The organism is Geobacillus sp. FSL K6-0789, from assembly GCF_038593135.1.
In the GTDB taxonomy this organism is placed as follows: domain Bacteria; phylum Bacillota; class Bacilli; order Bacillales; family Anoxybacillaceae; genus Geobacillus; species Geobacillus stearothermophilus.
Genome location: NZ_CP151966.1, coordinates 1,399,002 through 1,423,947 on the forward strand (window position 1 = coordinate 1,399,002; position 24,946 = coordinate 1,423,947).

The following is a 24,946-nucleotide window of genomic DNA, read 5'->3' on the forward strand; positions in this document are numbered from 1 at the left end:
GGCTTGCGATTGGCCGCGAAGTGACGACGCCGCTTCGGCTCCGCGGCTTCGCGGGGCCCGCTTTTTGATCGGCCAACAGGCGGGAAGGCCGCATGAGAGAAGAGAGGATACGTACGGAAAGAAGGAGGGGAACCATCGTGGGAAAAGCAACAGGATTTATGGAATATGCACGCGAGGAAGAGAAAAAGCGCGATCCGCTTTCCCGTCTTGATGATTGGAAAGAATACACGCAGCCGTTTTCCGAAGACGTGCTGGCCCGCCAAGGTGCCCGCTGTATGGACTGTGGCACGCCGTTTTGTCATATGGGATTGGAGCTAAACGGCCTGACTTCGGGGTGTCCGGTGCACAACTTGATCCCGGAATGGAACGATTTGGTGTACCGAGGCCGCTGGAAAGAAGCGCTTGATCGTTTGTTGAAAACGAACAACTTCCCGGAATTCACCGGCCGCGTCTGTCCAGCGCCGTGCGAGGGGTCATGCACGGTGGCGATTTCCGACCCGGCGGTTGCCATTAAAGGGATTGAACGGGCTATTATTGATAAAGGGTTTGCCGAGGGATGGGTGAAACCGCGCATTCCGAAAACAAGAACAGGGAAAAAAGTGGCCATCGTCGGCTCTGGCCCGGCTGGGCTCGCCTGTGCCGACCAACTTAACCAAGCTGGCCATTCGGTGACGGTGTATGAGCGGGCTGACCGCATCGGCGGCTTATTGATGTACGGCATTCCGAATATGAAGTTGGAAAAAGAAGTGGTCGAGCGGCGGGTGCGTCTGCTCGAAGAGGAAGGTATCACGTTTATTACGAACACCGAAGTCGGCAAAGATATTACGGCTGACGAACTGCGTGCTCAGTACGACGCCGTCGTCTTGTGCATCGGTGCGCAAAAGCAGCGCGATTTGGCCATTGAAGGCCGGGAGCTGGAGGGCGTCCATTTTGCGATGGATTATTTGACCGGCGTGACGAAAAGTTTATTGGATTCCAACTTTGCCGATGGCCAGTTTATTGATGCCAAAGACAAACATGTCATTGTGATCGGCGGCGGCGATACGGGCGCCGACTGCGTGGCGACCGCGCTGCGCCAAGGCTGCAAAAGCGTCGTCCAGTTCGGCAAACACCCGGCTTTGCCGGACAAGCGCCCAGACAATAACCCTTGGCCGCAATATCCGCTCGTTTTCACGCTTGATTATGCGTATGAGGAAGCGAAGGCGAAATTTGGGGCAGACCCGCGTCAATATTGCATTCAAACGAAAAAAATCGTAGGCGACGAGCACGGCCGCGTGAAAGAGCTGCATACGATTCAAACGGAAAAAATCATTGATGAAAACGGCAAAGCGATCTTTAAAGAAATTCCGGGGACGGAACAAGTATGGCCGTGTGATTTGGTTTTTATCGCCATCGGGTTTGAAGGGCCAGAGCAGCCGTTGTTGAAGCAGTTTGGTGTTGAAACGATCAACAACAAAGTGAAAGCCCCATACGGCAAATATACAACAAACATCGAGGGCGTGTTTGCCGCCGGCGACGCCCGCCGCGGCCAAAGCTTAATTGTCTGGGCCATCCATGAAGGCCGAGGGGCGGCTCGTGAAGTCGATCGGTTCCTGATGGGAGAGACGAAGTTGCCGTGGTGATGGATCCCTCCTTAAAAAGCACCGCTTTTTAAGGAGGATTTTTTGTTTTGCTGGAAAAGAAGGTATAAGGAGGAGAGTGATGCTCAGCATGAATCGACGATTATGGATCACTGCGGCTATGAGTCTGAGCCTTTTTTTGCTTGTTTGGACAGGCGTGGCCGCTGGATGGACGGAGAGAATGGATGAAGAGGGGCTGCGTCTGTTTGATTATTGGAATTGGCTTGACCCGTTTACGTTTCTTGGCAATGGAAAGACGATTGGCACCATCAGCATTATGCTTGTCATTGGTTTATGGTTTTTTCGCCGCGACGTCTACGGAATGGTGTTGGTTGTGGCCGCTGTTGGCGGGGGATATGGCATCAATGAGTGGCTAAAACATATCATTGGACGGCCTCGACCTCCTCATGCTGAAATCGGTGGATTTAGTTTTCCAAGCGGCCACGCGATGATCGGGACGATTTACTTGTTGATTTTGGCGTACTTTTTGGCGCAAACGCGCACGAAGCGAGGCGAGCGGACCGCGATTTACGGCGTTTTTGGAGCGCTTGCCCTGTTGACTGGCTTAAGCAGGTTAAGTCTGCAAGTGCATTATCCATCTGATGTGCTTGGTGGGTTTTTGCTCGGGGTTGCCTATGTATCAGCCTGCCTGGCTCTTTACCGTAGGTTCACTCGCTGAAGCGGATTTTAGAACATGGACAAAAAACGATTTTTGTTTTGATTTCGCGCGGTGAAAAGCAAATTTTGCGGCTTTGTGTTGAGCTTTGCCGTTGTCGAAATTAGGGAGAAAATCTCTTTTTCTATACTATCGCGTTGACCGAGACAATGATACAATGGGGAAAAGGAGGTGAAACGATGAGCCAAGCCGAACTCGTGCAAATGATGGCCGAACTGCTTGACCAAAAGCTCAATCCCATCCACGTGCGGCTCGATCGGATTGAAGGAAATGTCCGAGCGCTTCAAGAAGGGCAGGCGCGCTTGGAAGGCGAAGTGCAGGCACTCAAAGAAGGGCAGGTGCGCCTCGAAGGCGAAGTGCAAGCACTCAAAGAAGGGCAGGCGCGCTTGGAAGGCGAAGTGCAGGCACTCAAAGAAGGGCAGGTGCGCCTCGAAGGCGAAGTGCAAGCACTCAAAGAAGGGCAGGCGCGCCTCGAAGGCGAGGTGCAGGCACTCAAAGAAGGGCAGGCGCGCCTTGAAGGCGAAGTGCAGGCACTCAAAGAAGGGCAGGTGCGCCTCGAAGGCGAAGTGCAAGCACTCAAGGAAGGGCAAGCGCGCCTTGAAGGCGAGGTGCAAGTGCTCAAGGAAGGCCAGGCGCGTTTGGTAGATGAAGTGCAGTTGTTACAGGAGGGACAAGCCCGCTTGGACCAACGGCTTCACCGGGTTGAGGAAGATGTGCGCACATTAAAGGTGGATATGAACGCGGTCAAAGGCGATGTGCAAACACTGAAAGCCGACATGGATGCGGTCAAAGGCGATGTGCAAACATTGAAAGAAGGACAGCAACGGCTTGAAGGGAAAGTTGAACGGGTCGAAGAAAAAGTTGACAACCTCACACTAGAAATGCGGAGCCACTTTCGCTATATCGAGAACATGCTCCATAAGCATCAGGCCGCTCTTGACATGGCTTCGCGGCAGTTCTCTTCGCAACAGTCATCGATCAACTATTTGATCAAAAAAGTGGCAGAGCATGATATGGACATTTTCCACTTAAAAAATGATCTCCAACCATAGTGTCCTGTACTGCAATAAAGAAAACAGTCTAAAGGGTGAGCGGCAACTAGGAAAATACGATGGAATGAGGCGTGTTTTCACTGGTCTTCTAGACAGCTTTTTCAGCATATTTTATAGAGAGAAAGATTCGAGCCACAAGGGGAGAAAGCGATATGGCGGTCCGCGTCGTGAAAACGGGGTATGCGTTGGCGTTTTTGTGCATGATTGCCGGGATGGTGTATTTTTTTGCCGCCAATTGGCCGGAGATGGGGCGAGAGGTGAAAGTCGGGATCAGCATCGGCATGATGGCGGCATTTTACATCGCAAGCGCGGCGCTTTGGGGCCGCCGTCGTTTCTTAGGGCGTTGGATGTTGATCAGCGGAGTGTTGTCATTTGGCATTGCGTTGGCGCTGCTCGGTCAAATGTACAACTCGCATGCGGACAGTTATTGGCTGTTTCTTGTCTGGCTTGCGCCAACCGCTTTGTTGGCGCTGTTGACAAAAGAACGGGTGCTTTCCGTGATCGCGATTGGGCTGCTGCAGCTTGCGTGCTGGTTTTATTATTTTCCGTCCGCTTATCGGATTGAGTGGACGGAATGGTCTTCGTTTGGAGTGCTGTCGTTATTCGTGATCGTAAACGGTGCGCTCGTTGTGTTTGCTCGGACACCGCTCATCCGTTGTTTCGCTTACCTAGCCATGCAAGGTTGGCTGCTTGTGATGGACATAACCGGGTTTTCCTATGGGCGCGACGCATGGTGGCCATACGTGTATGCCGTGTTGCTCGCTGTGTTGCTTTATTATTTTCTTGTCATCGCCAAGCAGCGGTTGTATGTGTTGTTGACGAGTTTGTTTGCTGGACTGTTTTTGTTCATTCAATACATTCGCTTGCTCGCTGATCATTATGGAACATGGTTGCTTCTCATTGGGCTCGTGGCGGCTGCTGCCGTGTTGTACGGGGGCGTTGTGCTATTACGGCGCACGGGGCTGTTTTCAGCAAAGACGAAAGCCGGGAAATGGTTTTTGGCGGCGTTTCAGGCGATTGTCACACTTGCGGCTTCCGCGTTGGCCATCCAAAGCCTGCTTGGCTTGTATTTTCTTTGGACAGAGTCATGGTCGCCTTATGTGCTCTTTTTCATTTCCATCTTTGGATTTGTCGTTCCCGCCTCATTGGGCCGGCATTGGAATGCGGTCGTTCGTTATACTCTGCTGGCTGTTGGTTATGGGCTCGGGGTGGCGATGGCGGGGGAGGTCTCGCGGCTGGCTCTGTTCCTCTATGTCATTGGGCTTGCGATTGGCATCATCCGGTCATCAGACAGCGGAGTGCGCCGGTTGACGACGGCGGCGCTGACGGTCTATTTCGGGATCGCCTTAAGTTCGGCGATGGATGACGGCCGGACGGTGTTGCTCACCTTGGCTTTGGTCAACGGCGGGTTGTATGCGTATGGCCGCTTTCGCGGAACGCCGTTTCTCACTCCGCTTGTCTTGGCGTTCGGAGCGCTTGGGATCGCGACGAGCGCCGATGTATTTGCGGTTGATGGACTGTACGTGGCGTTGAATATCGTCATGGTCTTGGCGCTTGCCTTCTTTCTTTTCCGCGGTCGGCAACTGGAGCGGAAGACCGCTTGGGTGTACACGGCGCTTTATCTCGTGCTGAAATATTACGAGTTCGCCTGGAATTTGCTTCATAAATCGATCAGCTTGCTGGCGGCAGGCGTGGCGTTGCTTGCATGGACATTGTGGCTCGAGAAACGGAATGGCTTCACATGGGCCAAGGGAGTGCGCTGGGGGCGGCGCGTTTCATTGTGGACGCTCATAGTCGTGATCGCTCAATTTTCATTTTTAGGTTATACCGTGTGGCAAAAAGAGCGATTGCTGCGATATGGTGATGTCGTAAAGCTGGAGCTTGAGCCGGTGGATCCGCGTTCCATGCTGCAAGGGGATTATATTCAGCTTCGGTACGATATTTCCACCATTCCGTCGCTTGATGGAAGCGGACGGGTGCAAGTTGGGCTGCGAAAAGGAGCGGATGGGGTGCATCGTTTGGCTGGCGTATATATGGTGAATGGAAACAAAAGGCCGGGATACACGCCGCAGCCTGGGGATGTGATCATCACCGGCACGTTCCACGGCCCGCAAGTCGTGTATGGCATTGAATCGTATTTCATTCCGGAAAAAACGGGGATGACACAGCAAGAGAATGTTCGGTTTGCCTATGTGCGCGTGAGCGAAAGCGGGGATGCGCTGCTCGAAGCGATCCGTGCTGAATAAAGATGGCGCGGGGAAAGCAGGAGAAACTACTCCCCCGCATACCGTTCTAACACGCGGTCGACCGCGTTGCCGTATGTTTCGCCGAATAAATTGAGATGAACGAGCAAGTAAAACAGCTGGTAGAGTGGTTTTCGGTCATGATAATCAGCCGAGAGCGGCATAAGCTCGCGATAGCTTTCATAAAACCGGAGCGGAAAGCCGCCAAACAGCTCGGTAAACGCGATCTCAAACTCATGATGGCCATATAAAACAGACGGATCGATCAAATACGGCACTCCGTCTGGCCCCGGAATCCAGTTGCCGCTCCATAAATCGCCGTGCAACAGCGACGGGAAACAGTCATCCGGAAGCCATTGGTCAAGCCGCTCGAGCAGCCATTCGAGACGTTTGTGCCGCTTGGCGGGCAGGAGGCCTCTCTCCGCCGCCCGCGTCATTTGTGGTCTAAGGCGGGCGGCGCGGTAATAGTCGGGCCAGCGGCCGTACCAGCCGTTGCGCTGCGGCAGCGTCCCGATGTACGTATCGCGGTCAAGGCCAAACGCCGGGCCGCGGCATTGATGGAGGCGGGCAAGGCCGCGGCCGAGCTGTTCGGCCGTCTGCGCCGTTTCCGTTCCTTCGACCCATTCCAAGACGAGCCAGCCCCAGCCGTTCGCTTCCCCGAAGCCGAAGGTATGCGGAACGTTGATGGCGCGTGCTTGCCTGATCAGCTCGAGGCCCATCTGTTCGGCAGCGAAAAATCCACTCGGCGGGAAACGTTGCATTTTGATAAAGTACGTTTGCTTGCCGCTTTGGACGCGATAGGCGTCATTGATGTCCCCGCCTGAGACGCGGCGCCAATGGCGGATGCGGGAGTGGTCGCCGATCGATTCGAGCGCCATTTGCAACATCGTTTCTTTGTTCATTCCGCCGCCTCCGTCAACTGCCGCTCCAGCTCGTTCAGCACCTCGCCGATTTTCCGGCCGTGAATGACAGCGTCGGCGAGATCGTCCAAGTCAGTCGGCTCCCAATTGATGATCACGAGTTTAGCCCCACTCCGCTTGGCAACAAGCGGCAGCTGGTTGGCTGGGGATACCTGCAGAGAGGAGCCGAGCACAACGAACAAGTCCGCTTGGCGGGCCGCTTCCCACGCTTGATCGATGGCTTTCTCCGGCAGCGGCTCGCCAAACAGCACGACCGACGGGCGCAAAACTCCGCCGCATTCACACGTCAACACACCGTGCAAATAGACAAAGCTTGGCTTTGTTTGCCCGCACCGCTGACAATGGACGGTGCGGAGCGAGCCGTGAAGTTCGATGACGCGTCGGCTTCCCGCTTCTTGGTGAAAGCCATCGACATTTTGCGTCACAATCGTCTGCACGATCCCGCGCCGCTCCCAATCGGCCAACAAGCGGTGTCCGTCATGCGGTTGGCACTGTTGCAATGTGCGAATGCGATATTGGTAAAACTCGACGAACGATTCACGGCGATGATGCAATGCATCGATGGTCGCGAGTTCGCTCGGATTGAAACGCGCCCACAGCCCGGTGCGCGGCGAACGGAAATCGGGCAGCCCGCTTTCCGTTGACATGCCGGCGCCGGTCAGTACGACGGTTCGGCGCGAGGCGGCCAGCCATGAGGTGATGGTCATTCCGTTTCCCTCCTTACTGTCGCAACCATAGCGACTCTCATTTCTGATGCTTCATCTCTTTCCACCAATCATTTTACTTTTCCTTTTCACTCGTTTCCAGTATGATAGAAATGAAAGAAAAAAATGGACAAGGAGGCGGAAATCCATGAGCAAAAAAGTGCTGATCATCACGGGTGATGCTGTTGAGGCGCTTGAAGTATACTATCCGTATTACCGCTTGCTTGAAGAAGGTTATGAAGCGACGATTGCCGCGCCGAAGAAAAAGAAACTGCATACGGTCGTTCACGATTTTGCCGACTGGGATACGTACGTGGAAAAGCAAGGCTATTTGATCGACGCCCATGCGTCGTTCGCCGAAGTCGATCCGGCGCAATACGACGGATTGGTCATTCCGGGCGGGCGCGCTCCGGAGTACATTCGCCTTGATGAGAACGTGCAGCGCATCGTTCGCCATTTCTTTGAGGCGAATAAGCCGATTGCCGCCATTTGCCACGCCTCGCTCATTTTTGAAACAATGCCGGATTTGCTGAAAGGACGGAGTTTGACAGCGTATATTGCCTGCAAGCCGGGGGTTGAGGCGCTAGGAGCGACGTATGTGTCTGACCGCACAGTCCACGTTGACGGCAACCTCGTCTCCGCCCATGCGTGGCCGGATTTGCCGGCGTTTATGCGTGAGTTCCTTCGATTGCTCCAATAGCCAAAAAGCGGTCTCCCTTTGGGTGAGGGGAGACCGCTTGTGCATGCAACAGGGTTTTGGGTGCGGCGGGCGGCGCTGTTTTTCATGGCTAAAGGTTCCCGCTTGTGATGGCGGGTTTTATTTTTGATGATGCTGTCCGCCAAACGGTCCGGCCGTCATCCTGCGATATCCACTTGTTCCGTCTTCACTTTCGGCGCTTTTGTCGCCAAATAGACGCCGAACAAGACGATTGCGCCGCCGGCCAGCTGCAGGACGGATAGAGCACCGCCAAGCAAAAACGTGATCACAGCGGTAAATACGGCAATTAAGTTTAAATATACACCGGCATGGCTCGGACCGACTTTTTGCACTGAGATGTTCCAAAATAAGAAGGAAAGAATGGACGGAAACAAGCAAATATAGATCAATCCGGCGAGCCCAGCTGCACTTATGTGATCAGCTGGAAACGGATATAAGAATGCGAACGGCCACAGCAGCAGCAAGCTAAAAAAAACGGAGCACGTTGTCGCTGTAATCGGTGGGACGGGTAGTTTTTTGCCGATGATCGAATAAAGCGCCCAGACGACACCGGCGGCGAGCATCATCAAATCACCGCGGTTGTAGTTCATCCTATTTCGCGCAGGAGACTCCCACTTCAACGACCAAAGGGAGTAAGTGGGAGAGGAATGCGCGTTCCCCCTTTCGTTTGTATATGATAGAATAAAGGCGTGGAGAAAACCGTTTAATAAAGGCACTCCAATAACTGCTACTCGATGTATGGAGTTGGTTACAGGAAACGTTGTAACCGTAAAACATCGAGCGTAGATCCGTCTGTTGTGTGTGGAAGCCAAGTACTGCCAACAGACACACCGAGAGAATCGGTAACGATGCAGGCATGACCTGCGTCGTTGGGTAGTTGTCAACCTGCCCTGATGCAACCCCAAGTCAAGGAAGGAGGACGAAGTCCGCTTGTACTTCTGGGGAGTTGCAAGCCCCCACTTCAAGCGTTAGCTAAGTGGGGGTAGTTGACTCGGAAGACGTGTGCTATATGCCCATCCGTTAAAATAAACAATACACCGGCCAGCGACAACAAAAAGCCGGCAATATTGGTTTTTGACAGCCGCTCCCGCAGCAGCGCATACGACAACACGACGATGATCGCCGGATTGAGCGAATTGACGATCGCTGCGTTCATCGGCGATGTATAGGCGAGCGCGCCGTATAAAAGCAAATTATAGCCGATGACGCCAAGAATTCCGGCTGCAGCGAGCGGCAGCCAATATTGTTTGATGACCCGTGGTGCTAGATAAACTCAAACAAGCATAAAAATAGCCCTTGCATGAGGATCTCCTTAAAATGAAAGTGCAACCAAACATTGAAAGGAGAATCCCTATGCAAGAGCACTTTCATTTTACTACAGATCAAGCAAAGATTCAAAAGCAATATGCCGCCATTTTCTTTTTTGTCTCTGCCCAACTGTCATCGATTCAGATGTACCTACAGCGTCGCAACCGCCATTTGGTCAAACAGGAAGACGCCGTGGTCATCGCGATTCATCTTTTAGGAAAGTTGCTCGGTTTTACTTCTGAACGGGCGTGGCATCGTTTTGTCACGGGAAATTTGTTCACAAACGGCTCGTTTCTTGAACGCTCCCGATACAACCGCCGTTGCCGGGCGCTTGGTTTCGCCATCAAATGGATCCGTCATGAGCTGGCAAAACGCGGTCAACATCATGCCTATGCCGTCGTGGACAGCTTGCCGCTCCCGTTGTGCCATACGGCAAGAATGCATCGCGTCAAACGGTTTCAAGAGATCGCCGACATCGGGTATTGCGCTTCCAAAAAGCAATGGTACTACGGGTTGAAGCTGCACCTTCAAGTGACCGATCAAGGGCTGCCAATGGGGTATGTGGTGACGGAAGCATCTTGCCACGATCGAATCGCAGCCGAAAGCGTGATGACCCAAATTCCCCACCCGTATAACTTTGGGGACAAAGGATTCATTAGCCGTGACTTGCAAAAAAGGCTGTACGAAGAATACCAAATGGCGCTTTGGACTCCGTCTCGAAAAAACCAGAAACATCGTGCGTCTGAGACATGGGAGCAGTGGATCCAACAAAAACGCAAAGTGATCGAGACGGTGTTCTCGGTTCTGGTTGACCACTATCGCATCACGGGGATCCGAGCCAATTCGATTATCGGATTTGAAGTGGCACTAGACGGTATATTGTTAGCTTATTCCCTGGTTACACTTGGGCTAGTTGAGCGCTAAAGCTCAACTAGCACCACGGGTTTGATGATGTCCTGGTAGCGCGGCCGCTCAAGCCAGTACGATACGGGCGCCAACACGATAAAAGCGGCGCACCAACGGATCAACGTCAGCCAAAATGGGCCCGTTTCCGCAATGATGGACTTCCCGATGACGTAATTGCCGGCCCAAAACAAGTTGGCCAGCACGAGAAACAGCTTTTCTCTCATTCTTTTTCGCTCCTGTCTAGTTTTTCCTTTCTTTTACGTTTACTTCATTGCTGCTCTGATTTCCTTCTTGCATGTTGTTTTTCTGCCGTCAGCCACCCCTGTTGCTGTTTTGCCAACAGCGGAACATGAACGGTGGGAAGAAGGCTGCGCTGGCTCAGGACGCATGCTGTTTCACGTTCGGCGGAAAGATGCATGCGTTTGCCGAAAGGGGGTGTACAATAAGGGTTGTCTTTTTCCGGTTCATAGGATAACATTTGTACCGTAAAATGATTTACTGATTTAAACAAAAATGGAGAAAAGGAAGGACAATTGTTATGGCATTACCAGGCGGGGCAGCGATGAACATTACGATTCGTCTCCAGTTCGAAAAAGATATCGTCTCGTTCAGCGATATCGCCGCCGCAATCGGCAAAACGGGCGGGGACATTGTCGGGATTGACGTCATTTCATCAAGCAAAGTTCACACGGTGCGCGACATCACCGTCAGCGCCCTCGACACGAAGCAGTGCGATTTGATCATTGAGGCGCTGAAAAAAATTCGCGGCGTCAAAATCATCAACGTTTCTGACCGTACGTTTTTAATGCACATCGGGGGGAAAATTGAAACAAATTCAAAAATCCCAGTGAAAACGCGCGACGACTTGTCGCGGGTGTACACGCCGGGCGTGGCGCGCGTCTGCACGGCCATCGCTGAGGATCCGCGCAAGGCGTATTCGCTGACGATTAAACGGAATACGGTCGCCGTTGTCTCGGACGGCACGGCGGTGCTTGGGCTTGGCGACATCGGTCCGTACGCGGCGATGCCGGTCATGGAAGGGAAAGCGATGCTGTTTAAGGAATTTGCCGGAGTAGACGCGTTCCCGATTTGTTTGGATACGAAAGACACGGAAGAAATCATTCAAATTGTGAAAGCGATTGCCCCGGCGTTTGGCGGCATTAATCTCGAAGACATTTCCGCTCCGCGCTGCTTTGAGATTGAAAAGCGGTTGAAGGAAGAGCTTGACATCCCGGTGTTCCATGACGACCAACACGGCACGGCGGTCGTGCTCTTGGCCGGGCTGCTCAACGCGCTGAAAATCGTCGACAAAAAGCTCGAGGACATTAAAGTGGTTCTCACCGGCATTGGCGCCGCTGGCATCGCCTGCACGAAAATTTTGCTTGCGGCCGGCGTGCGCAACATTATCGGGGTCGACCGCCATGGCGCCATCCATCGCGATGAAACGTATGAAAATCCGTATTGGCAAGAATATGCGCAACTCACGAACCCGGATAATCTGAAAGGAAGCTTGTCCGATGTCATCGCCGGCGCAGATGTGTTTATTGGCGTCTCAGCTCCCGGCATTTTAAAAGTGGAAGATGTGAAAAAAATGGCGCGCGATCCGATCGTGTTTGCGATGGCCAACCCGATTCCGGAAATTGATCCGGAGCTGGCCGAACCGTACGTGCGCGTCATGGCGACCGGGCGTTCCGACTATCCGAACCAAATCAACAACGTCCTTTGCTTCCCGGGCATTTTCCGCGGGGCGCTCGACTGCCGGGCGAGAGAAATTAACGAGGAAATGAAGCTCGCTGCCGCGAAGGCGATTGCCTCTGTCGTGACGGAGGATGAATTGAACGAAACATACATCATCCCGAGCGTCTTCAACAGCAAAGTCGTCGAACGCGTCAGACAAGCGGTCGTCGAAGCGGCTTACCGCACTGGGGTGGCGCGGAAGGATCATATTCCTTTAGGTGGATATACAGGGGAGCAAAAATAGAATAAGTGCGTAATTACAGAAAAAGCCGTCTGAAGGCCCACGGTTTTAATTGTAGGATGAAAGGCGACGTTGCTCGGCAATCCCTTAAGAGGATGGCTTCGAGCCACCATGTTTCTCTTTAGGTGTGGAATCTCAAAAGAAAAGGGGGTGAAGCCATGCCCACGATCACACTCAGGCTGGAGCTGCACAACCCAACGAAAGTCAAACAAGACATGTATGAACGGATGACAGAAGTGAATACCGCGTTTGCCAATTGGCTGTTGAATCATCCCGAGCTGAATCAAGCGACGAGCAAAATTTTTAAAGACTTTTCGTCGCAGCGGTTTCCTTCCGCCGTCGTCAATCAGACGATTCGGGAAGTGAAGTCTCAAAAGAAAAACCAGAAAACAAAGAAGTTCCGAACATTATGGTGTTGCTTTAACAACCAAAACGTAAAGGTGGAAAAGAAAGGAGAGTTCTACACGGTTTCATTCCCCACACTGGAGAAACGAATTGGCGTGCCGGTCGTCGTGCGTTCCTATCAAGAAACGTGGCTGAATCGGCTGCTCGATGGAACCGCCAAACAAGGGGCAGCCAAGCTCTACAAAAAGAGAAAGAAATGGTACTTGGCGATTGCCATCACCTTTGAAGTGGAGCCGCGGCACGAAACAAAGGTGATGGGCGTTGACTTGGGGCTTCGCTATATCGCCGTTGCCAGCGTAGGAACGAAATCGTTGTTTTTCAAAGGGAACCAATGCGCTTTCATTCGCCGACGATACGCGGCTTTGCGGCGAACGTTGGGCAAAGCCAAAAAGCTCCATATGATTCGCAAAATCGGTGATAAAGAATCTCGTTGGATGAAAGATATGAACCATAAAATCAGCCGTCAAATCGTCAACTTTGCCCTCGCCAACGGTGTTGGCGTGATTCGGATGGAAGAGTTGACAGGGATTCGGAAACGAGCCGCTTCGGCAAAAGAAGCAGGACGAAATCTTCATTCGTGGGCGTTCCATCAACTGCAAACGATGATTGCCTATAAAGCCGAAAAGGCAGGCATTCGGGTCGAGTGGGTGAATCCGACCTATACAAGCCAAACGTGCAAGTGTGGTCATCGAGAGAAAGCGAACCGAAACGGCATCCGCTTCCGATGCCAAAAATGCGGATACACCCTCCACGCTGACTTGAATGGTGCCATCAACATCGCCAAAGCGATTTCGGGTTTGAGCACCTAGCGCACTGGTCATAGGTGCGCCGCCCATTGGGGTACACGCTAACCTGATGGGATGGGCTGATGACACAGCCCCGAACTTGGGCGTTGTCCGAACCAGAAATGGATGAGGACGCCAACGACCCAAGAATCCCATGGCTTTAGCCGTGTGGAGTGTCAAAACCCGGCGCCAAAGGCGACGACGGCGGTATTTCAATGGAACAAGCCGCTCTTGGGCGTCTTTCGCACGAATCTCAATGAGGAGCTGCTTGACTCGCTCGTGGCGGACGAATGCGGAACGTTTGCGGTCGAGGTGAAGCCGAACGAAGTGCAAACCGTGCTTGTCGTTGATAAACAATAAGATGGTCATCAAAGCTGGGGCTTGCCGCCCCGGCTTTTCTGTTTGCAACAATAGGACAAGCTGTCAGTCTGTTTTGTAACAATACTGTAACAATTGTTAAATGAAACAGCGTGTTCGAGGGGTTGTCAACTCCCTTTTTGCAAGAAAAATATAGAATGATCGGCTGATAGAAGAAAAAAAGGAATGGAAGTGTGTGAAAGGATGACATCGCCAGCCGTTGCAGCCGGCGGCTTAGGCGTTTATTTGGCAATGAAAACAAGCCTGTTTTTTGCTCATTTTTTCCAACAGTCCTTTTTCCCAAATTTAAACCAAAAATATTACAAAAAACCCGTGTTATAATGGGGGTGCAGGCAAGAGAACAGCTGGAACTGTTCCTAAACAGAACTTAAGTGGATGGCGTGACGATGAATAGAGAAAGTCTTTGAAACTTTGAAAATAGAAACGTTAAGAAGGAGGAATTCCGATGAAGAAAAAAATGTTAGCCACGATCGCCGCTTCGGTCGCACTTGTCGGCGCTTCGTTTGCGGCAACGACGAAAACGGAAGCGGCAGGGGTGACGTGTCCGACAGCGAACGTGTATCAAGTAAAATATACAAGCACTAACATTCAAGATTTCGAGAAATGGTTGAAACAATACTTCCCGTTTGTGTCGTTCCAACCGGCGAAACCGGCCGTGCAGCAACCGGCAGTGAAACAGCCGGCCGCAGCGAAACCGCAAGCTCCGGCAGCGGTCAAACAGCCGGCGGCTGCAAAACCGGCAGCCAATACGCAAGCGCCAGCGAAAAAACCGGCAACAGCGCCAACAACAACGACACAAAAAACAACCGGCTTGAACGCTTATGAGCAACAAGTCGTAGAACTGACGAACAAAGAACGGGCAAAATACGGTTTGCCGCCGCTTCAAGTCGACTTAGCTCTCAGCAAAGTCGCCCGCGAAAAATCGCGCGATATGGCGGTCCACAACTACTTCTCGCACAACAGCCCGACGTACGGCTCCCCGTTTGAGATGATGAAAAAATTCGGCATTTCGTACACAGCCGCCGGGGAAAACATCGCCAAAGGCCAACGCACCCCGCAAGAAGTCGTCAATGCGTGGATGAACAGTGAAGGCCACCGGGCGAACATTTTGAACAAAAACTTTACGCATATCGGCGTTGGTTTTGAAGAAAACGGCTATATTTGGACGCAACAATTTATCCGCAAGTAAGGCGGATGGTTGACGGTGATCCTGCCCATCATGCAGATGGGCAGGGTTTTTTTGTACAAAAATATTTCGCTAACAACTTGGGAAACTATGCTATAATGGTCAACAGGCTGTAAAAAATGAGAAGATCGCGGGGGAGACACCAATGCGAATACGCGATTGGGATCACAACTTAAAAGCCCGCCTGTATGGCGAGGCGCTGATGAATACGACTTTTTGGATGTTTTTTCCGTTTATGGCCATCTATTTTGCAGACTCGTTTGGCAAAGAAACAGCCAGTATGTTATTGATTGTGTCGCAATTGTTTTCCGTGGTCGCCAATTTGATGGGTGGCTATTGCGCCGATGTGTTCGGGCGCAAGCGAATGATGGTGTTATCCGCTTACGGGCAGGGGGCGGCGTTTTTCGTCTTTGCCTTGGCCAGTTCCCCATGGTGGTCGTCGCCACTTGTCGGTTTTCTTTGTTTTACGTTTGCCGGCATTTGCGTCGCCTTTTATTGGCCGGCGAGCCAGGCGATGGTTGCTGACATCGTGCCAGAAAAAGACCGGAGCTACGTGTTCGCGGTGTTTTATACGTCGGTGAATATTTCGGTCGTGATTGGCCCGACGGTCGGCGGGCTGTTTTATGCTGATCACCTGTTTTGGCTGCTGCTTTTGGCGGCGTGCTCCTGTTTAACGATGGCGGCTGTGTTGGCCAGACGGCTGCGCGAAACAGCCCCGCATTCGGCGGGAGGGCGGCGAACCGTGCCGTGGCTGCGGTTTTGGCGGGAACAAATAGGACAGTATGCCGTCATTGTCCGCGACCGCACCTTTTTCTTGTTTATTATAGCCGGGGTGCTTGTCGCACAGACGTTTATGCAGCTTGATTTGTTGCTTCCGGTCTATATGAAAGAGACGCTTCATAAAGAAACGTTATGGGCTGGCTGGACGGTGGACGGCGCCAATGCTTTTGGCCTGCTTATTGCGGAAAACGGGCTGCTTGTGGCGCTGTGCACGGTCATGATGACGCGGCAGATGGCGCGTTTTTCGGAGCGGTGGGCGTTTATCGGCTCGGCTGTTTTATATGGCATCACAATGTGGCTGTTTAGCCAAACATCGTCGTTTTTCGGATTTGCGGCGGTCATGGTGCTGTTCACCTTGGCCGAGCTGATGACGGCCGGTCTGCAGCAGTCATTTGTATCCAGGCTGGCACCTGAAGACATGCGCGGCCAATATTTTGCCGCCGCTAGCCTCCGCTTTACGATCGGGCGGATGGTGGCGCCGATGTCGCTTGCAGCCGCGACGTGGGTCGGCTATACATGGACGTTTGTTGGCCTTGGAATGCTGGCGCTCGCCAGCGCGGCGCTCTATGCATGGATGTTTCACCAGGCCAGGCAGCAAACAGAGCGGCCGGACATTTCCCTTTCCCAATGACGGGGGCTATGCAAATGGCTACCCGTTTTTTTGTGTTCCCCGGTGTAAATTAGCACATTATTTCAGAATCCCTTTTTCAAATTATTTCAGGCGGATTCGGAAATAATGTGCAAAATTTTTGCGGATTGTTCCAGATTTTGCACATTCTTTCGGAACGTTTGCACGCTCTTTCAGATGAAGATTTCCAGCGCGCCTGATGGACCTATGGAAAAGAGAAAGCACAAAAGAGGCCGATTCGGCCCCTTTCGTGCTAATACCCCATTTCCTCTGCGGCCATGCGCACCACTTCTTCGTCAATGGCGTCCTTTTTCAGCTGATACCCGTATAACAGGCACGTCGTGGCCAACGTGTTGATCACCCGAGGCCATCCCCGCGACTGCAGGGCAATCGCCTCTAACGCCGATGGGGTGAAGATCGGATGCTTCGCCCCGGCCTGTTTCATCCGATGCTCGATGTAGCCCGCCACCTCTTCCTTCTCCAGCGGCCCCATCCGGTATCGCATGATGATCCGCTGGTCGAGAGGGCGGTGCTGATTGAGCCGCAGCTTCCCCTGTAAATGGGGCAGCCCGGCCAAAATCAAGACAAATGGGTTGGTCGAATCCATCTCAAAGTTGAACAAGATCGCGATGTCCTGTAAAAATGCATCCTTCGCTAAATGCATCTCATCCAAAATGAACACCGGCGTGATCCGCCGTTCATGATACAATCGCTCGATCGCCTGCTGGATTTGGCGGAAGAGGTCTACCTTGCGGTACTTCGGTTCCTCTCCTAATCCCAAGGCCAGTCCACGGTAAAAATCCATCACGCCTCCGGTGGATAACGGAAAGTAGACGACATGATACAATGATGGATTCAATGACTCTTTCAGCGCCCGAAGGGCGAACGTCTTGCCCGCCCCCGGCTCTCCGATCAACAGCCCGATCCCCCGGGTTCGTTTCACGTACTCCAGCGCCCGCAACGCTTCCTGAAATGACGCCCCTTGATACGCCTCGGACGGGTCTGTTTCTTTCGCAAACGGCTCCCGCGAAAGGGAGTAAAACGATTTATACACCGTGTTCTCCCTCCTTCGCCGGAATCGCCGCAAACGGGGACCGATGGCGTTTTACATAGGCGTTGTCCTCCAAACGAACCCGAACGGCCTCCGCCACCTTCCTTCCATCTTCGTACACATAGACGCCCCGTTCATCATAGCGGAGCTCAATCGATTGCCCAATGAACCGAGGCGGCACTTCGTATAGCTGTTTATTCAGGGTGATCGTGCCATCGGCTTTCACCTTGCGGTGCTCCCGTTTCAGAAAAATCGCATCCAGCCAATCGCCATCTTCGATGAACGACACGAGATGCACTTGCGATTGAAACACCTCATGCGGCGTTTTTCCGTCCAGTGAGGCGTGCGGTTTTCGATGATACTCCTCTTCAAGCCACTTCCAAAAACGCTCGTTCAACTCGTCAAGCGATTTCGGCGGATTCAGCTCCAACAGTGGATAAAACCGTGTCTGTACGGTGCGGAAGAACCGTTCGATTTTTCCCTTGCTTTGCGGGTCATACGGCTGGGTGTGGATGAGTGTAATCCCCATCTCGGCGCACGCATACTGCAGCACCTCGGACCGATAAATTTTCCCGTTGTCCGAGTAAATGCGTTTCGGCTTCCCGCAACGAAGCACCGCTTCCTTCGTGACGATCCGCAGCCCGTCAAACTTCTCCGAAGGGAAAAATTGGGCATATGGCACTAACCGCGAGCAGTCATCGATATACGCGATCAAAAACGTTTTCTGGGCTTTCCCATGGACGCGAATCGTGGGTCCATGGGATAAGTCCCCTTGCCATAGCTCATTGATCTGGTCATACGCAAAACGCTTTCGCTCCGGCATCGGCAAGATTTCTTTTCCCACCAGGTTGTGTTTTTTCAACAATCGGTATATAGTAAAGTAAGAGGTATGATTTTCTGGGATTTCCCCCTGCTCGATCAGGTGTTCGTAGAACACCGTCACGGGCATGGTGGGATGTTCTTTTCTTAGGGCTAAAATATGATCCTCATCATCGGGCGACAGACGCCTTGAGTGGCCGCGGTCCGAACGGCGCTTCGGCTTTAAGGCGTCAAAGCCCCCTTTTTTGTATCGGGTGCACCAATCGAGGATCGTCTTGGCTGCGATTCGTTTGTCTCCCTGGTGGGGAACATGGTGCACTCGCTCGCTCACCTCTTTCAGATACGTCTTCGGTTCCACCTGCCCATTCACCAACGGAGCGATTAGCCCGTACCGAAACAGGGCAATGTCGTGTCTCATCGACTCATTCATTCAAATCTCCTCCTTGTCTCACTTGGAATCAGGACCGTTCCGGTCCTCCTGCCCTTATCGTACCGAATTGCTTTTTCTCCGTCGATAGGAAAGGTTTGTGGGAACCGAAACTATTTCCAATTTAGGGTATGTATGTAAAATCAGGATCCCATTTAATTCGCAAAAGGGTGTCGGAATCCGCCCTCCCACATCTCTCTGATGGCCGAATCAAGACCGTGTTCCTCTAACGTCTGGATCCACCAAGAAGCCCGTTCCTTTTCTTTTTTCACGATAGGGCCTATGATCCTCCACCGCCTCGCAAAAAAGCTATGAAGGCTTGATAGGTTTCGGCAGAACCGTCGGACATAAAAGATGATGCCGTCCTTTGTCGGGAGAAACGGAGCCTGGTTCGTCCTTTCGGTCAATCCCAACTGCTCTTTCACGACTTGCCATATGGCGGACAACGTATACTGAAAATACGGGAGGAGAAAGGAAGGCAGCACACTCACCGTCTTCAAGCATTCCCGACAGCGATACCGGACAATCCAAATGCGATAATCGCCATGTGGGGTCAATGCGTTTCGCTCATAGTAACCGTGGCGGTGCAACGGGCGCTTGGCCCGGCAATGCGGACACTTTTTCAGAAGAGGGAAGTCGTTTTCTTTTCCACGCTCTGCATACGTTTGAACGTCAATGCCAAAGTCATGAAATTGAATCACGTCCTCCTCCCCCTCCTATGAACCGATGGATTTTCTCTTCCGAAATAATTCACAAAAAATTTAGCACATTCTTTCAGAAAAGGGGAGAGGGCTTTCTGAAGGAATGTGCAAAAAAATGTCTCTTTTGTTCCGAAATAAAGTGATAATTTACACCCCGGTATAATAAAAAGCGTGTCGTTGTTCGTGTAACATATATTCCCTGTCTCTGACATAAAGTGGAACTAGACAGAGAGAAGGAGAGGGGAAGCCATCATGAAACTGCAACGGTGGGAAACGAACATAAACGGGGGGGAAGCGGACAACCGCGGCGGACAAGACGGCGCGGCGGCGTTAGCGCGTTATGAGAAACGGCATCAAAAGCGCCTATTGTCCCGAGAAAAGAGAAAAAAACAATACCGTTTCATCGGCTGGCTTCTTTTGGCGGTCGCTGTCGCATGGGGGGCGGGCACGCTCGTTTGGAGCGGGTACGGAACATTAAAGACGGCAGCGAGCCGAGAGTTGGCCATCACGCGGTTGAAAGAAGCGATCGAAGACCGCGATGCGGCTGCCTTGCAAACGATGCTGAGAACGACCGATGAAACGGTGCCCATTAATGAGAAAACGCTCACGCCGTTATTCGCCTATTTTGAACAGCATTCTGAGGCGTACGAAGCGCTCGATCAGGAGTTCGACCGCCAGCGTGAGGGGGGGCACGTGTATATTAAAGGATTGACGTCCCGCCCGCCGGTGTTTACGATTCATGTGTTTGAGGATCGGTATGTGTTTGAGCCAGCCCTCTATTTTCTCCATGTCCGCGTCGATGATCCGGAGGCGTCGCTTGTCGTCAATGGGGTGAAAGCGGAAGAGGAGGCGACGAAAGACCCATTTGTCAAAAAAATCGGCCCGTATTTGCCGGGCGCGTACACTGTAACCATTGTCCATTCGAATGGGAAAAAGAAAACCATCCGCGTTGAGCTGTTTGGCGGCGCCCGCGTCCATGAGGTCGATATCACGAAATGAACGAATAAGCAAATACCGCTTCCACGACGGCGGTAATGACAACATCTTGCGTCTGTACAGGCGGCGCTGATGAGGAAATGCTGAGAACAGCCGGATTGTATGGCGCCGGCCGAGGCGATGACTGTTCTTTCAGTTCAATCGGCGTGTCATAAAGAGGCAAGCTGAGAGCGCGGGCGATGGCCAGCGCTTTTTCTTTGGCGTGTTTCACGGCCAATGCCAACGCTTGCTGGTAATAGGCTTGTTCGTTTGCTAGACGGAATTCCAAGCCGCGGGCGAGGTTTGCTCCACGGGCAACGGCCGCCTCGTAAATGGCGCCGGCTTTTTTAGGATCGCGGACGGTGATTTCCAGCCAATGTTCGACTTCATAGCCAGATAAAGCGGTTGTTCCGTTATGATGTTCGTATGTTGGCCGGATGGAAAACGATGTCGTTTCAATGTCTTCTATTGGAATGTCAAGCGCCTTTAATGCTTCGGTGACGGCATTGGTGCGTTTGGCATTGTCAGTCAGGGCTTCTTGGATGTTGTGATGTTCTGTATGAACGCCGATTGCGATGAGGACGGTATCCGGTTTGGCGATGACGGTTCCTTGGCCAGTGATGGTCAGTGTGGGGCGAGAAGCGACAGGGGGAGCGGGACGATGCCATGACTGCATTTCATTCCCTCCTTCCACCATTAGGCAGCTTTTTGATCCTCGTCCGCCGCTTGCCAATAGTAGACGCGCGGCAGGCCGACATAGCACCAATATTCCTTCAACAGCGAGATCACGACAAAGGAGGCAAATTGCCAGTCGATCGAATTCATCCCCATTTCTCCTTTCGATGGTTTCACTATAGCTTATTCAAAGCGGCCATTGTCCTATGCGCGCCGTCTAGTTGGTGATGAAACTTCTTTGGGCGCTTGTACGTATCATGGCGTGGACATGTTATAATGGAAGAAAAGATGAAGAAAGGGATGGACAATGAAGCAACTGCTTCGCACGATATGGCGTTGGTTCGTTTCATGGAACATTGGGATCATCGTTGCAGTTACGGTATTTATTGCCGCCGATTTTCACGTCCTGGCCTCGCTTTTATCAGGAATGGGAGCGATGTGGGGGGTGTCCGCTGTGATGAAAAGGCGGCATCGCCGTTTGGCAGCTGACGTACCGACCGAGGAGCAGGCATACGTTCGCAGCCAGCTTGGCGAGGCGCGCGCGTTATGGAAGCGGCTGCGCCGGGCCCGCTATCGGCTTCGTTCGGTGGCGATGTGGCAAACCGTTTCCCGATTGAGTGCCATCGTCGATCGGATCATTCGCGCGGTCGAGCAGCAGCCGCACCAGCTTCGCCTCGCCCAGCCGTTTTTCTTAAATGAGTGGCCGACGGCGGTGGAAATGGTGGAAAAATACGTATACTTGTCGCAGCAGCCGGTGCAAAATGCGGAAATGGCCGCGGCGCTGCAACAAACGGAGCGGTTGCTTGGCGAGCTGACCGAAGCGGCGGAGCGGCAGCTGCTCGAAGTGTTATCAAACGACGTTTGGTCGCTGCACACCGGAGCAAAAATGCTTGAGCAGTCGTTGCATCAATCATCGGCCCGGCTTCATTTGCCGTTGTCAAAGAAAGGAGAATGACGGTGGACGAACGGAATCATGAGATGGAGTCACTCGAACAGCTTCATGAACGGAAACGGACAAGCATACTTGACGATCTGCTGGCCCAGCCGTTTTCCCCGCCGGCCGCCCCCCAGCTTGAAGAAGGGGAAACGACGGCTAACGCACTCGATGCGCTCAAACCGGAGCATCGGGAAAAAGCATTGGCGCTGGCCCGACAAATCGATCCGGCCAACCACCAGGCCATTTTGCAATACGGGGTGGCGGCGCAAGCTGAGCTGTCCAAGTTTTCCCATGCGATTTTGCATCATGTGCAGACGAAAGACGCCGGTCCGGTCGGTGAAGTGATCAGCGAGCTGATGGCGAAAATTAAGGAAGTCAATCCCGATGATTTAATGACGGCGAAAAAAGGGTTTTTGTCCCGCTTGTTTGGCACAGTGGCCAAGCCGCTGCAAGGGATGGTGGCGAAATATCAAAAAATCGGCGTTGAAATCGACAAAATCGCCGACCAGCTGGAAAAACACCGGCATTTGTTGTTTCGCGACATCATGATGCTCGAGACGCTTTACGAGAAAAATAAAGAGTATTTTGAGGCGCTCAATATTTATATTGCGGCCGCGGAATACAAGCTGGAGGAGCTGCGGACGAAAACGATCCCGGAAAAGCAAGCGGCCGCCGAGCGCTCCGGCGACCAAATGGCTTGGCAAGAGGTGCAAGATTTGCGCCAGTTTGCCGACCGGCTGGAAAAGCGGGTGCACGACTTAAAGCTCAGCCGGCAAGTGACGATCCAGACCGCGCCGCAAATCCGCATGATTCAGCATATGAACGAGACGCTCGTCGAGCGCATCCAGTCATCGATTTTAAACGCGATTCCGCTTTGGAAAAACCAAGTCGTCATCGCGTTGACGCTGTTTCGACAACAAAAAGCGGCGGAGGCGCAAAAACAAGTTGCTGAAACGACGAATGAGCTGCTGTTGCGCAACTCCGAGCTGTTAAAAACGAACAGCATCGCAATCGCCAAGGAAAATGAGCGCGGCTTGGTCGACATCGAAACGCTGAAGCGGACGCAAGAAAACTTGATCGCCACGCTTGAGGAGACGTTGAAAATTCAAGCGGAAGGCCGTTTGAAACGGCAGCAGGCCGAACGCGAACTGGCGGCCATGGAAGCGGAACTGAAACAGACGCTTCTGTCTTTGAAGCGGCCGGAGCGTTAGGGGATCGCTTGCCCGCGGCTCGGCGCATAGAAAAGGGTGCCTGCCACGAAATGGGCACCCTTTTCGTCGTTTTGCGCGGCCGCTTGTTTCGGCCGCAGGCGGTTGTGCAGCCAAGAGCCGCCGTTCGATGGCGTTTTGCGCTAGGCGGCCTCCTCGCCTACAAAATCGGGGGGTTGGGCGGTTCTTGCTTCGGCCGGTCTTCGTCGTCCACCCGTTCGTCTTCGCGGCCATCGGGGCGGGCGGTGCGGATGTCAAACTCTTCCGCCGCTTCCGTCTGCCACTGGCGGCCGATCAGCGGCACCCCTTCCTCGCCATGTTGGCCGATGACAAAACGCAACACATAGCCATGAAACAACAGCTCCCCTAATGCGGCAAGCAAGGCCGAGAAAAAGGCTGCATTGATCATAGCGCCCCCTGCACCGTCATAAAACGCGCCAACGCCGATCCAAGTAGCGACAAACACTAGGCCGAAATCGGCGATCGTCGCCGAGACGTTGCCGAGGCGCGGCAAGACATACAAATCGCCGAGCGCGTAGGCGACTAGCGTCAGCCAAAGGCTGAACCATAATAGTTCCGCGGACGATATGCGCAAAAACAACGGCAAAATGGCGAACATCACGGTAGCCGTCAGCAAATACTTCAGCGCCAATGCGAGCAAATGTCTCATCTTTGCGCCGCCGTCTTCACTCTGCAGGGGAGTTCGGACCCTCTAATTTTTTATCTCCGTACCCCGGTTGCTTTTCCATATTTTTTGCCGGCTGTTGTTTTTTTCGTTGCTGCTCCAAGCTGTCGTTTTGTTGTGGCTGTCTCATTGATCATCATCCTCTCTTTTGGTTGTTTACCGTTAGTTTGCCGCATTTGTCTTGATGTATACATGTATTATCCATAAACTCCCTCTTTTTATTTTTCATCCCTGTTTCACATTAATATAATGAACGATGTAAACAGGGAGGAAAGCGAATGGAAGAGAACAAACAATCGCTTGAGGTGGCCGGGCGCCAGTATGATCCGTCTGATTACAAGTCAGCCGCGGCTCTCGGCGCCGGGTTGGCCGAGACGCATGAACAAGTAAGCGACGTCTACGCGGAAGGGACGATCGAGGCGGCGGCCGAGCAAGAAAACGCGCCAGACATTCCCCTGTCCACGCCGGAGTAAAAGCCGAAACGCCAAGGATTCGCTCCTTGGCGTTTCCGCTGATGGCTAAGGCTGTCCATCGGTGAGAAATGAAAGGGCAAAAGGAAAGAAAAACAGTTCGTACTTTCCCCCATCGTCGTCTATACTAGTAGTGCGCACGGCGATTCACCGATATAAGGGGGATGATCATCGTGAGATGGCAGCGGGCTTTATTGGCGTTGCTCAAAGAGCGGAAAGACCATTCCATCGCGTTGGCGATCGACACATCAAACCGTCCGGAGCGGCCAATGCTCATTCAAAACATTGTGAAGCTGTTTGAAAAGCTGCGCCCGGACACGCTGCTCGTCCAAGCGGATTTTAAAATTCGCGATGTCTCTCCGGTTGGCGTGGCGACGATTAAATATTTCAAGCACGGGAAATCGTCGTACACCGAAGTGCTGGAATGGGCCGCTGCGCAAAAAATCGATACGTTGTTTTACATCACCGATGTAACCGGCTATTTTTATGAAGAACTCGAAGTCGACTATGAAGTGTTTTGGCTTGTGCCGGACGATTATATGCCGCGCGTGCCGTTTGGCAAGCCCATTCGTGTGGCGTAACACTGTGAGGAATGCCCCTCGTGATGAGAGGCATTCTTTTTTGTTAAGAAATTTAACAAACTTTTTGTGTTCGAAACCGATTGCAACCAAAAACACACGTTGCTTTTGGTTGGTTTGTGTTATATATTATT

At 52.6% G+C, this 24,946-nt stretch carries 27 protein-coding genes; 16 read left to right on the plus strand and 11 right to left on the minus strand.

From position 1 onward, the window contains the following. The first annotated feature begins 137 nt into the window (after window positions 1-137). The 4 genes from NSQ51_RS07160 to NSQ51_RS07175 all read left to right on the plus strand — a co-directional run bounded on the left by NSQ51_RS07160 (window position 138) and on the right by NSQ51_RS07175 (window position 5,593). Window positions 138-1,622 (plus strand): glutamate synthase subunit beta, encoded by a 1,485-nt coding sequence (locus tag NSQ51_RS07160; RefSeq protein ID WP_033016615.1) that lies wholly within the window; start codon window positions 138-140, stop codon window positions 1,620-1,622. 79 nt (window positions 1,623-1,701) lie between these two features. Beyond that, entirely contained in the window at window positions 1,702-2,298 is a 597-nt protein-coding gene (locus NSQ51_RS07165) for a phosphatase PAP2 family protein (RefSeq protein WP_033016614.1), read from the plus strand. A gap of 176 nt (window positions 2,299-2,474) precedes the next feature. Further along, window positions 2,475-3,347 carry a hypothetical protein gene (locus NSQ51_RS07170; RefSeq protein WP_049625596.1) on the plus strand — a complete coding sequence of 291 codons (873 nt, stop codon included), beginning with the start codon at window positions 2,475-2,477 and terminating at the stop codon, window positions 3,345-3,347. A 152-nt stretch (window positions 3,348-3,499) separates the two neighbouring features. After that, the gene (locus tag NSQ51_RS07175; protein ID WP_049625597.1) at window positions 3,500-5,593 is read left to right on the plus strand and encodes a GDYXXLXY domain-containing protein; all 2,094 of its coding nucleotides are present in this window, start codon (window positions 3,500-3,502) and stop codon (window positions 5,591-5,593) included. 26 nt (window positions 5,594-5,619) lie between these two features. On the opposite strand, the gene NSQ51_RS07180 is transcribed toward NSQ51_RS07175, so the two are convergent. Together NSQ51_RS07180 and NSQ51_RS07185 are read right to left on the minus strand one after the other, a co-directional pair. Further along, window positions 5,620-6,492: a fructosamine kinase family protein gene (locus tag NSQ51_RS07180; RefSeq protein WP_049625598.1), complete on the minus strand. Its 873-nt coding sequence runs from the start codon at window positions 6,490-6,492 to the stop codon at window positions 5,620-5,622. Then, window positions 6,489-7,217: an NAD-dependent deacylase gene (locus NSQ51_RS07185; RefSeq protein WP_049625599.1), complete on the minus strand. Its 729-nt coding sequence runs from the start codon at window positions 7,215-7,217 to the stop codon at window positions 6,489-6,491. Before NSQ51_RS07185 ends, NSQ51_RS07180 begins: the two co-directional genes overlap by 4 nt. 145 nt (window positions 7,218-7,362) lie before the next feature. Here NSQ51_RS07185 and NSQ51_RS07190 point away from each other — a divergent pair, with 145 nt between their 5' ends. Then, window positions 7,363-7,914, plus strand: a complete 552-nt coding sequence (locus NSQ51_RS07190; RefSeq protein WP_049625600.1) for a DJ-1/PfpI family protein — start codon at window positions 7,363-7,365, stop codon at window positions 7,912-7,914. 155 nt (window positions 7,915-8,069) lie between these two features. Here the strand turns inward: NSQ51_RS07190 and NSQ51_RS07195 are convergent, their stop codons facing one another. Then, window positions 8,070-8,522: a DMT family transporter gene (locus NSQ51_RS07195; RefSeq protein ID WP_233434061.1), complete on the minus strand. Its 453-nt coding sequence runs from the start codon at window positions 8,520-8,522 to the stop codon at window positions 8,070-8,072. A gap of 371 nt (window positions 8,523-8,893) precedes the next feature. Further along, window positions 8,894-9,184 carry a DMT family transporter gene (locus NSQ51_RS07200; protein WP_310794042.1) on the minus strand — a complete coding sequence of 97 codons (291 nt, stop codon included), beginning with the start codon at window positions 9,182-9,184 and terminating at the stop codon, window positions 8,894-8,896. Between the two features lie 101 nt (window positions 9,185-9,285). Between NSQ51_RS07200 and NSQ51_RS07205 the strand changes: the two genes are divergently transcribed. Continuing rightward, window positions 9,286-10,164, plus strand: a complete 879-nt coding sequence (locus NSQ51_RS07205; RefSeq protein WP_055357903.1) for an IS982 family transposase — start codon at window positions 9,286-9,288, stop codon at window positions 10,162-10,164. On the opposite strand, the gene NSQ51_RS07210 is transcribed toward NSQ51_RS07205, so the two are convergent. Further along, complete coding sequence (locus NSQ51_RS07210; protein WP_049625264.1) at window positions 10,161-10,370, minus strand: EamA family transporter; 210 nt, start codon at window positions 10,368-10,370, stop codon at window positions 10,161-10,163. The genes NSQ51_RS07205 and NSQ51_RS07210 overlap by 4 nt on opposite strands. Before the next feature lie 314 nt (window positions 10,371-10,684). Between NSQ51_RS07210 and NSQ51_RS07215 the strand changes: the two genes are divergently transcribed. The 5 genes from NSQ51_RS07215 to NSQ51_RS07235 all read left to right on the plus strand — a co-directional run bounded on the left by NSQ51_RS07215 (window position 10,685) and on the right by NSQ51_RS07235 (window position 16,289). Continuing rightward, a complete protein-coding gene (locus NSQ51_RS07215) occupies window positions 10,685-12,127 on the plus strand; it encodes an NAD-dependent malic enzyme (protein ID WP_049625265.1) in 1,443 nt (480 codons plus the stop codon). 155 nt (window positions 12,128-12,282) lie between these two features. Beyond that, a complete protein-coding gene (locus NSQ51_RS07220; protein ID WP_049625266.1) occupies window positions 12,283-13,338 on the plus strand; it encodes an RNA-guided endonuclease TnpB family protein in 1,056 nt (351 codons plus the stop codon). A 144-nt stretch (window positions 13,339-13,482) separates the two neighbouring features. Beyond that, a complete protein-coding gene (locus NSQ51_RS07225) occupies window positions 13,483-13,674 on the plus strand; it encodes a hypothetical protein (RefSeq protein ID WP_049625267.1) in 192 nt (63 codons plus the stop codon). A 463-nt stretch (window positions 13,675-14,137) separates the two neighbouring features. Next, window positions 14,138-14,881 carry a CAP domain-containing protein gene (locus NSQ51_RS07230; protein WP_049625268.1) on the plus strand — a complete coding sequence of 248 codons (744 nt, stop codon included), beginning with the start codon at window positions 14,138-14,140 and terminating at the stop codon, window positions 14,879-14,881. Window positions 14,882-15,023: 142 nt separating this feature from the next. After that, the gene (locus NSQ51_RS07235) at window positions 15,024-16,289 is read left to right on the plus strand and encodes an MFS transporter (RefSeq protein ID WP_049625269.1); all 1,266 of its coding nucleotides are present in this window, start codon (window positions 15,024-15,026) and stop codon (window positions 16,287-16,289) included. A gap of 250 nt (window positions 16,290-16,539) precedes the next feature. Here the strand turns inward: NSQ51_RS07235 and NSQ51_RS07240 are convergent, their stop codons facing one another. The 3 genes from NSQ51_RS07240 to NSQ51_RS07250 all read right to left on the minus strand — a co-directional run bounded on the left by NSQ51_RS07240 (window position 16,540) and on the right by NSQ51_RS07250 (window position 19,284). Further along, on the minus strand, window positions 16,540-17,340 hold the full coding sequence (locus tag NSQ51_RS07240) for an AAA family ATPase (protein ID WP_064213564.1): 801 nt from the start codon (window positions 17,338-17,340) through the stop codon (window positions 16,540-16,542). Further along, window positions 17,333-18,586 carry an IS481 family transposase gene (locus tag NSQ51_RS07245; RefSeq protein ID WP_342462693.1) on the minus strand — a complete coding sequence of 418 codons (1,254 nt, stop codon included), beginning with the start codon at window positions 18,584-18,586 and terminating at the stop codon, window positions 17,333-17,335. The genes NSQ51_RS07240 and NSQ51_RS07245 overlap by 8 nt, the downstream gene beginning before the upstream one ends. Window positions 18,587-18,738: 152 nt before the next feature. Next, window positions 18,739-19,284 (minus strand): DUF6431 domain-containing protein, encoded by a 546-nt coding sequence (locus NSQ51_RS07250; RefSeq protein WP_049626302.1) that lies wholly within the window; start codon window positions 19,282-19,284, stop codon window positions 18,739-18,741. A gap of 252 nt (window positions 19,285-19,536) precedes the next feature. Here NSQ51_RS07250 and NSQ51_RS07255 point away from each other — a divergent pair, with 252 nt between their 5' ends. Then, window positions 19,537-20,283 (plus strand): hypothetical protein, encoded by a 747-nt coding sequence (locus NSQ51_RS07255; protein ID WP_049625987.1) that lies wholly within the window; start codon window positions 19,537-19,539, stop codon window positions 20,281-20,283. On the opposite strand, the gene NSQ51_RS07260 is transcribed toward NSQ51_RS07255, so the two are convergent. Together NSQ51_RS07260 and NSQ51_RS07265 are read right to left on the minus strand one after the other, a co-directional pair. Next, window positions 20,273-20,935 (minus strand): SIMPL domain-containing protein, encoded by a 663-nt coding sequence (locus NSQ51_RS07260; RefSeq protein ID WP_049625271.1) that lies wholly within the window; start codon window positions 20,933-20,935, stop codon window positions 20,273-20,275. The two genes, NSQ51_RS07255 and NSQ51_RS07260, sit on opposite strands and share 11 nt — an antisense overlap. A 20-nt stretch (window positions 20,936-20,955) precedes the next feature. Further along, a complete protein-coding gene (locus tag NSQ51_RS07265; protein WP_255350121.1) occupies window positions 20,956-21,084 on the minus strand; it encodes a hypothetical protein in 129 nt (42 codons plus the stop codon). Window positions 21,085-21,241: 157 nt separating this feature from the next. Here NSQ51_RS07265 and NSQ51_RS07270 point away from each other — a divergent pair, with 157 nt between their 5' ends. Together NSQ51_RS07270 and NSQ51_RS07275 are read left to right on the plus strand one after the other, a co-directional pair. Further along, a complete protein-coding gene (locus NSQ51_RS07270) occupies window positions 21,242-21,889 on the plus strand; it encodes a 5-bromo-4-chloroindolyl phosphate hydrolysis family protein (RefSeq protein ID WP_049625272.1) in 648 nt (215 codons plus the stop codon). After that, the gene (locus tag NSQ51_RS07275; RefSeq protein ID WP_033016581.1) at window positions 21,886-23,082 is read left to right on the plus strand and encodes a toxic anion resistance protein; all 1,197 of its coding nucleotides are present in this window, start codon (window positions 21,886-21,888) and stop codon (window positions 23,080-23,082) included. Before NSQ51_RS07270 ends, NSQ51_RS07275 begins: the two co-directional genes overlap by 4 nt. 157 nt (window positions 23,083-23,239) lie before the next feature. Here the strand turns inward: NSQ51_RS07275 and NSQ51_RS07280 are convergent, their stop codons facing one another. Further along, window positions 23,240-23,749 (minus strand): YndM family protein, encoded by a 510-nt coding sequence (locus NSQ51_RS07280; protein ID WP_033016582.1) that lies wholly within the window; start codon window positions 23,747-23,749, stop codon window positions 23,240-23,242. A 293-nt stretch (window positions 23,750-24,042) separates the two neighbouring features. Between NSQ51_RS07280 and NSQ51_RS07285 the strand changes: the two genes are divergently transcribed. Beyond that, the gene (locus tag NSQ51_RS07285; protein WP_049625273.1) at window positions 24,043-24,237 is read left to right on the plus strand and encodes a YozQ family protein; all 195 of its coding nucleotides are present in this window, start codon (window positions 24,043-24,045) and stop codon (window positions 24,235-24,237) included. Between the two features lie 170 nt (window positions 24,238-24,407). Beyond that, a complete protein-coding gene (locus NSQ51_RS07290) occupies window positions 24,408-24,815 on the plus strand; it encodes a VWA-like domain-containing protein (protein ID WP_014195627.1) in 408 nt (135 codons plus the stop codon). Window positions 24,816-24,946: the final 131 nt, after the last annotated feature.

Bases quoted from the DNA above. Each gene is read 5' to 3' on its own strand.
- NSQ51_RS07165 (WP_033016614.1), top strand. From the start codon at position 1,702: ATGCTCAGCATGAATCGACGATTATGGATCACTGCGGCTATGAGTCTG.
- NSQ51_RS07170 (WP_049625596.1), top strand. From the start codon at position 2,475: ATGAGCCAAGCCGAACTCGTGCAAATGATGGCCGAACTGCTTGACCAA.
- NSQ51_RS07175 (WP_049625597.1), top strand. From the start codon at position 3,500: ATGGCGGTCCGCGTCGTGAAAACGGGGTATGCGTTGGCGTTTTTGTGC.
- NSQ51_RS07180 (WP_049625598.1), bottom strand. From the start codon at position 6,492: ATGAACAAAGAAACGATGTTGCAAATGGCGCTCGAATCGATCGGCGAC.
- NSQ51_RS07185 (WP_049625599.1), bottom strand. From the start codon at position 7,217: ATGACCATCACCTCATGGCTGGCCGCCTCGCGCCGAACCGTCGTACTG.
- NSQ51_RS07190 (WP_049625600.1), top strand. From the start codon at position 7,363: ATGAGCAAAAAAGTGCTGATCATCACGGGTGATGCTGTTGAGGCGCTT.
- NSQ51_RS07195 (WP_233434061.1), bottom strand. From the start codon at position 8,522: ATGAACTACAACCGCGGTGATTTGATGATGCTCGCCGCCGGTGTCGTC.
- NSQ51_RS07205 (WP_055357903.1), top strand. From the start codon at position 9,286: ATGCAAGAGCACTTTCATTTTACTACAGATCAAGCAAAGATTCAAAAG.
- NSQ51_RS07210 (WP_049625264.1), bottom strand. From the start codon at position 10,370: ATGAGAGAAAAGCTGTTTCTCGTGCTGGCCAACTTGTTTTGGGCCGGC.
- NSQ51_RS07215 (WP_049625265.1), top strand. From the start codon at position 10,685: ATGGCATTACCAGGCGGGGCAGCGATGAACATTACGATTCGTCTCCAG.
- NSQ51_RS07220 (WP_049625266.1), top strand. From the start codon at position 12,283: ATGCCCACGATCACACTCAGGCTGGAGCTGCACAACCCAACGAAAGTC.
- NSQ51_RS07230 (WP_049625268.1), top strand. From the start codon at position 14,138: ATGAAGAAAAAAATGTTAGCCACGATCGCCGCTTCGGTCGCACTTGTC.
- NSQ51_RS07235 (WP_049625269.1), top strand. From the start codon at position 15,024: ATGCGAATACGCGATTGGGATCACAACTTAAAAGCCCGCCTGTATGGC.
- NSQ51_RS07245 (WP_342462693.1), bottom strand. From the start codon at position 18,586: ATGAATGAGTCGATGAGACACGACATTGCCCTGTTTCGGTACGGGCTA.
- NSQ51_RS07255 (WP_049625987.1), top strand. From the start codon at position 19,537: ATGAAACTGCAACGGTGGGAAACGAACATAAACGGGGGGGAAGCGGAC.
- NSQ51_RS07260 (WP_049625271.1), bottom strand. From the start codon at position 20,935: ATGCAGTCATGGCATCGTCCCGCTCCCCCTGTCGCTTCTCGCCCCACA.
- NSQ51_RS07265 (WP_255350121.1), bottom strand. From the start codon at position 21,084: ATGAATTCGATCGACTGGCAATTTGCCTCCTTTGTCGTGATCTCGCTG.
- NSQ51_RS07270 (WP_049625272.1), top strand. From the start codon at position 21,242: ATGAAGCAACTGCTTCGCACGATATGGCGTTGGTTCGTTTCATGGAAC.
- NSQ51_RS07275 (WP_033016581.1), top strand. From the start codon at position 21,886: ATGACGGTGGACGAACGGAATCATGAGATGGAGTCACTCGAACAGCTT.
- NSQ51_RS07280 (WP_033016582.1), bottom strand. From the start codon at position 23,749: ATGAGACATTTGCTCGCATTGGCGCTGAAGTATTTGCTGACGGCTACC.
- NSQ51_RS07285 (WP_049625273.1), top strand. From the start codon at position 24,043: ATGGAAGAGAACAAACAATCGCTTGAGGTGGCCGGGCGCCAGTATGAT.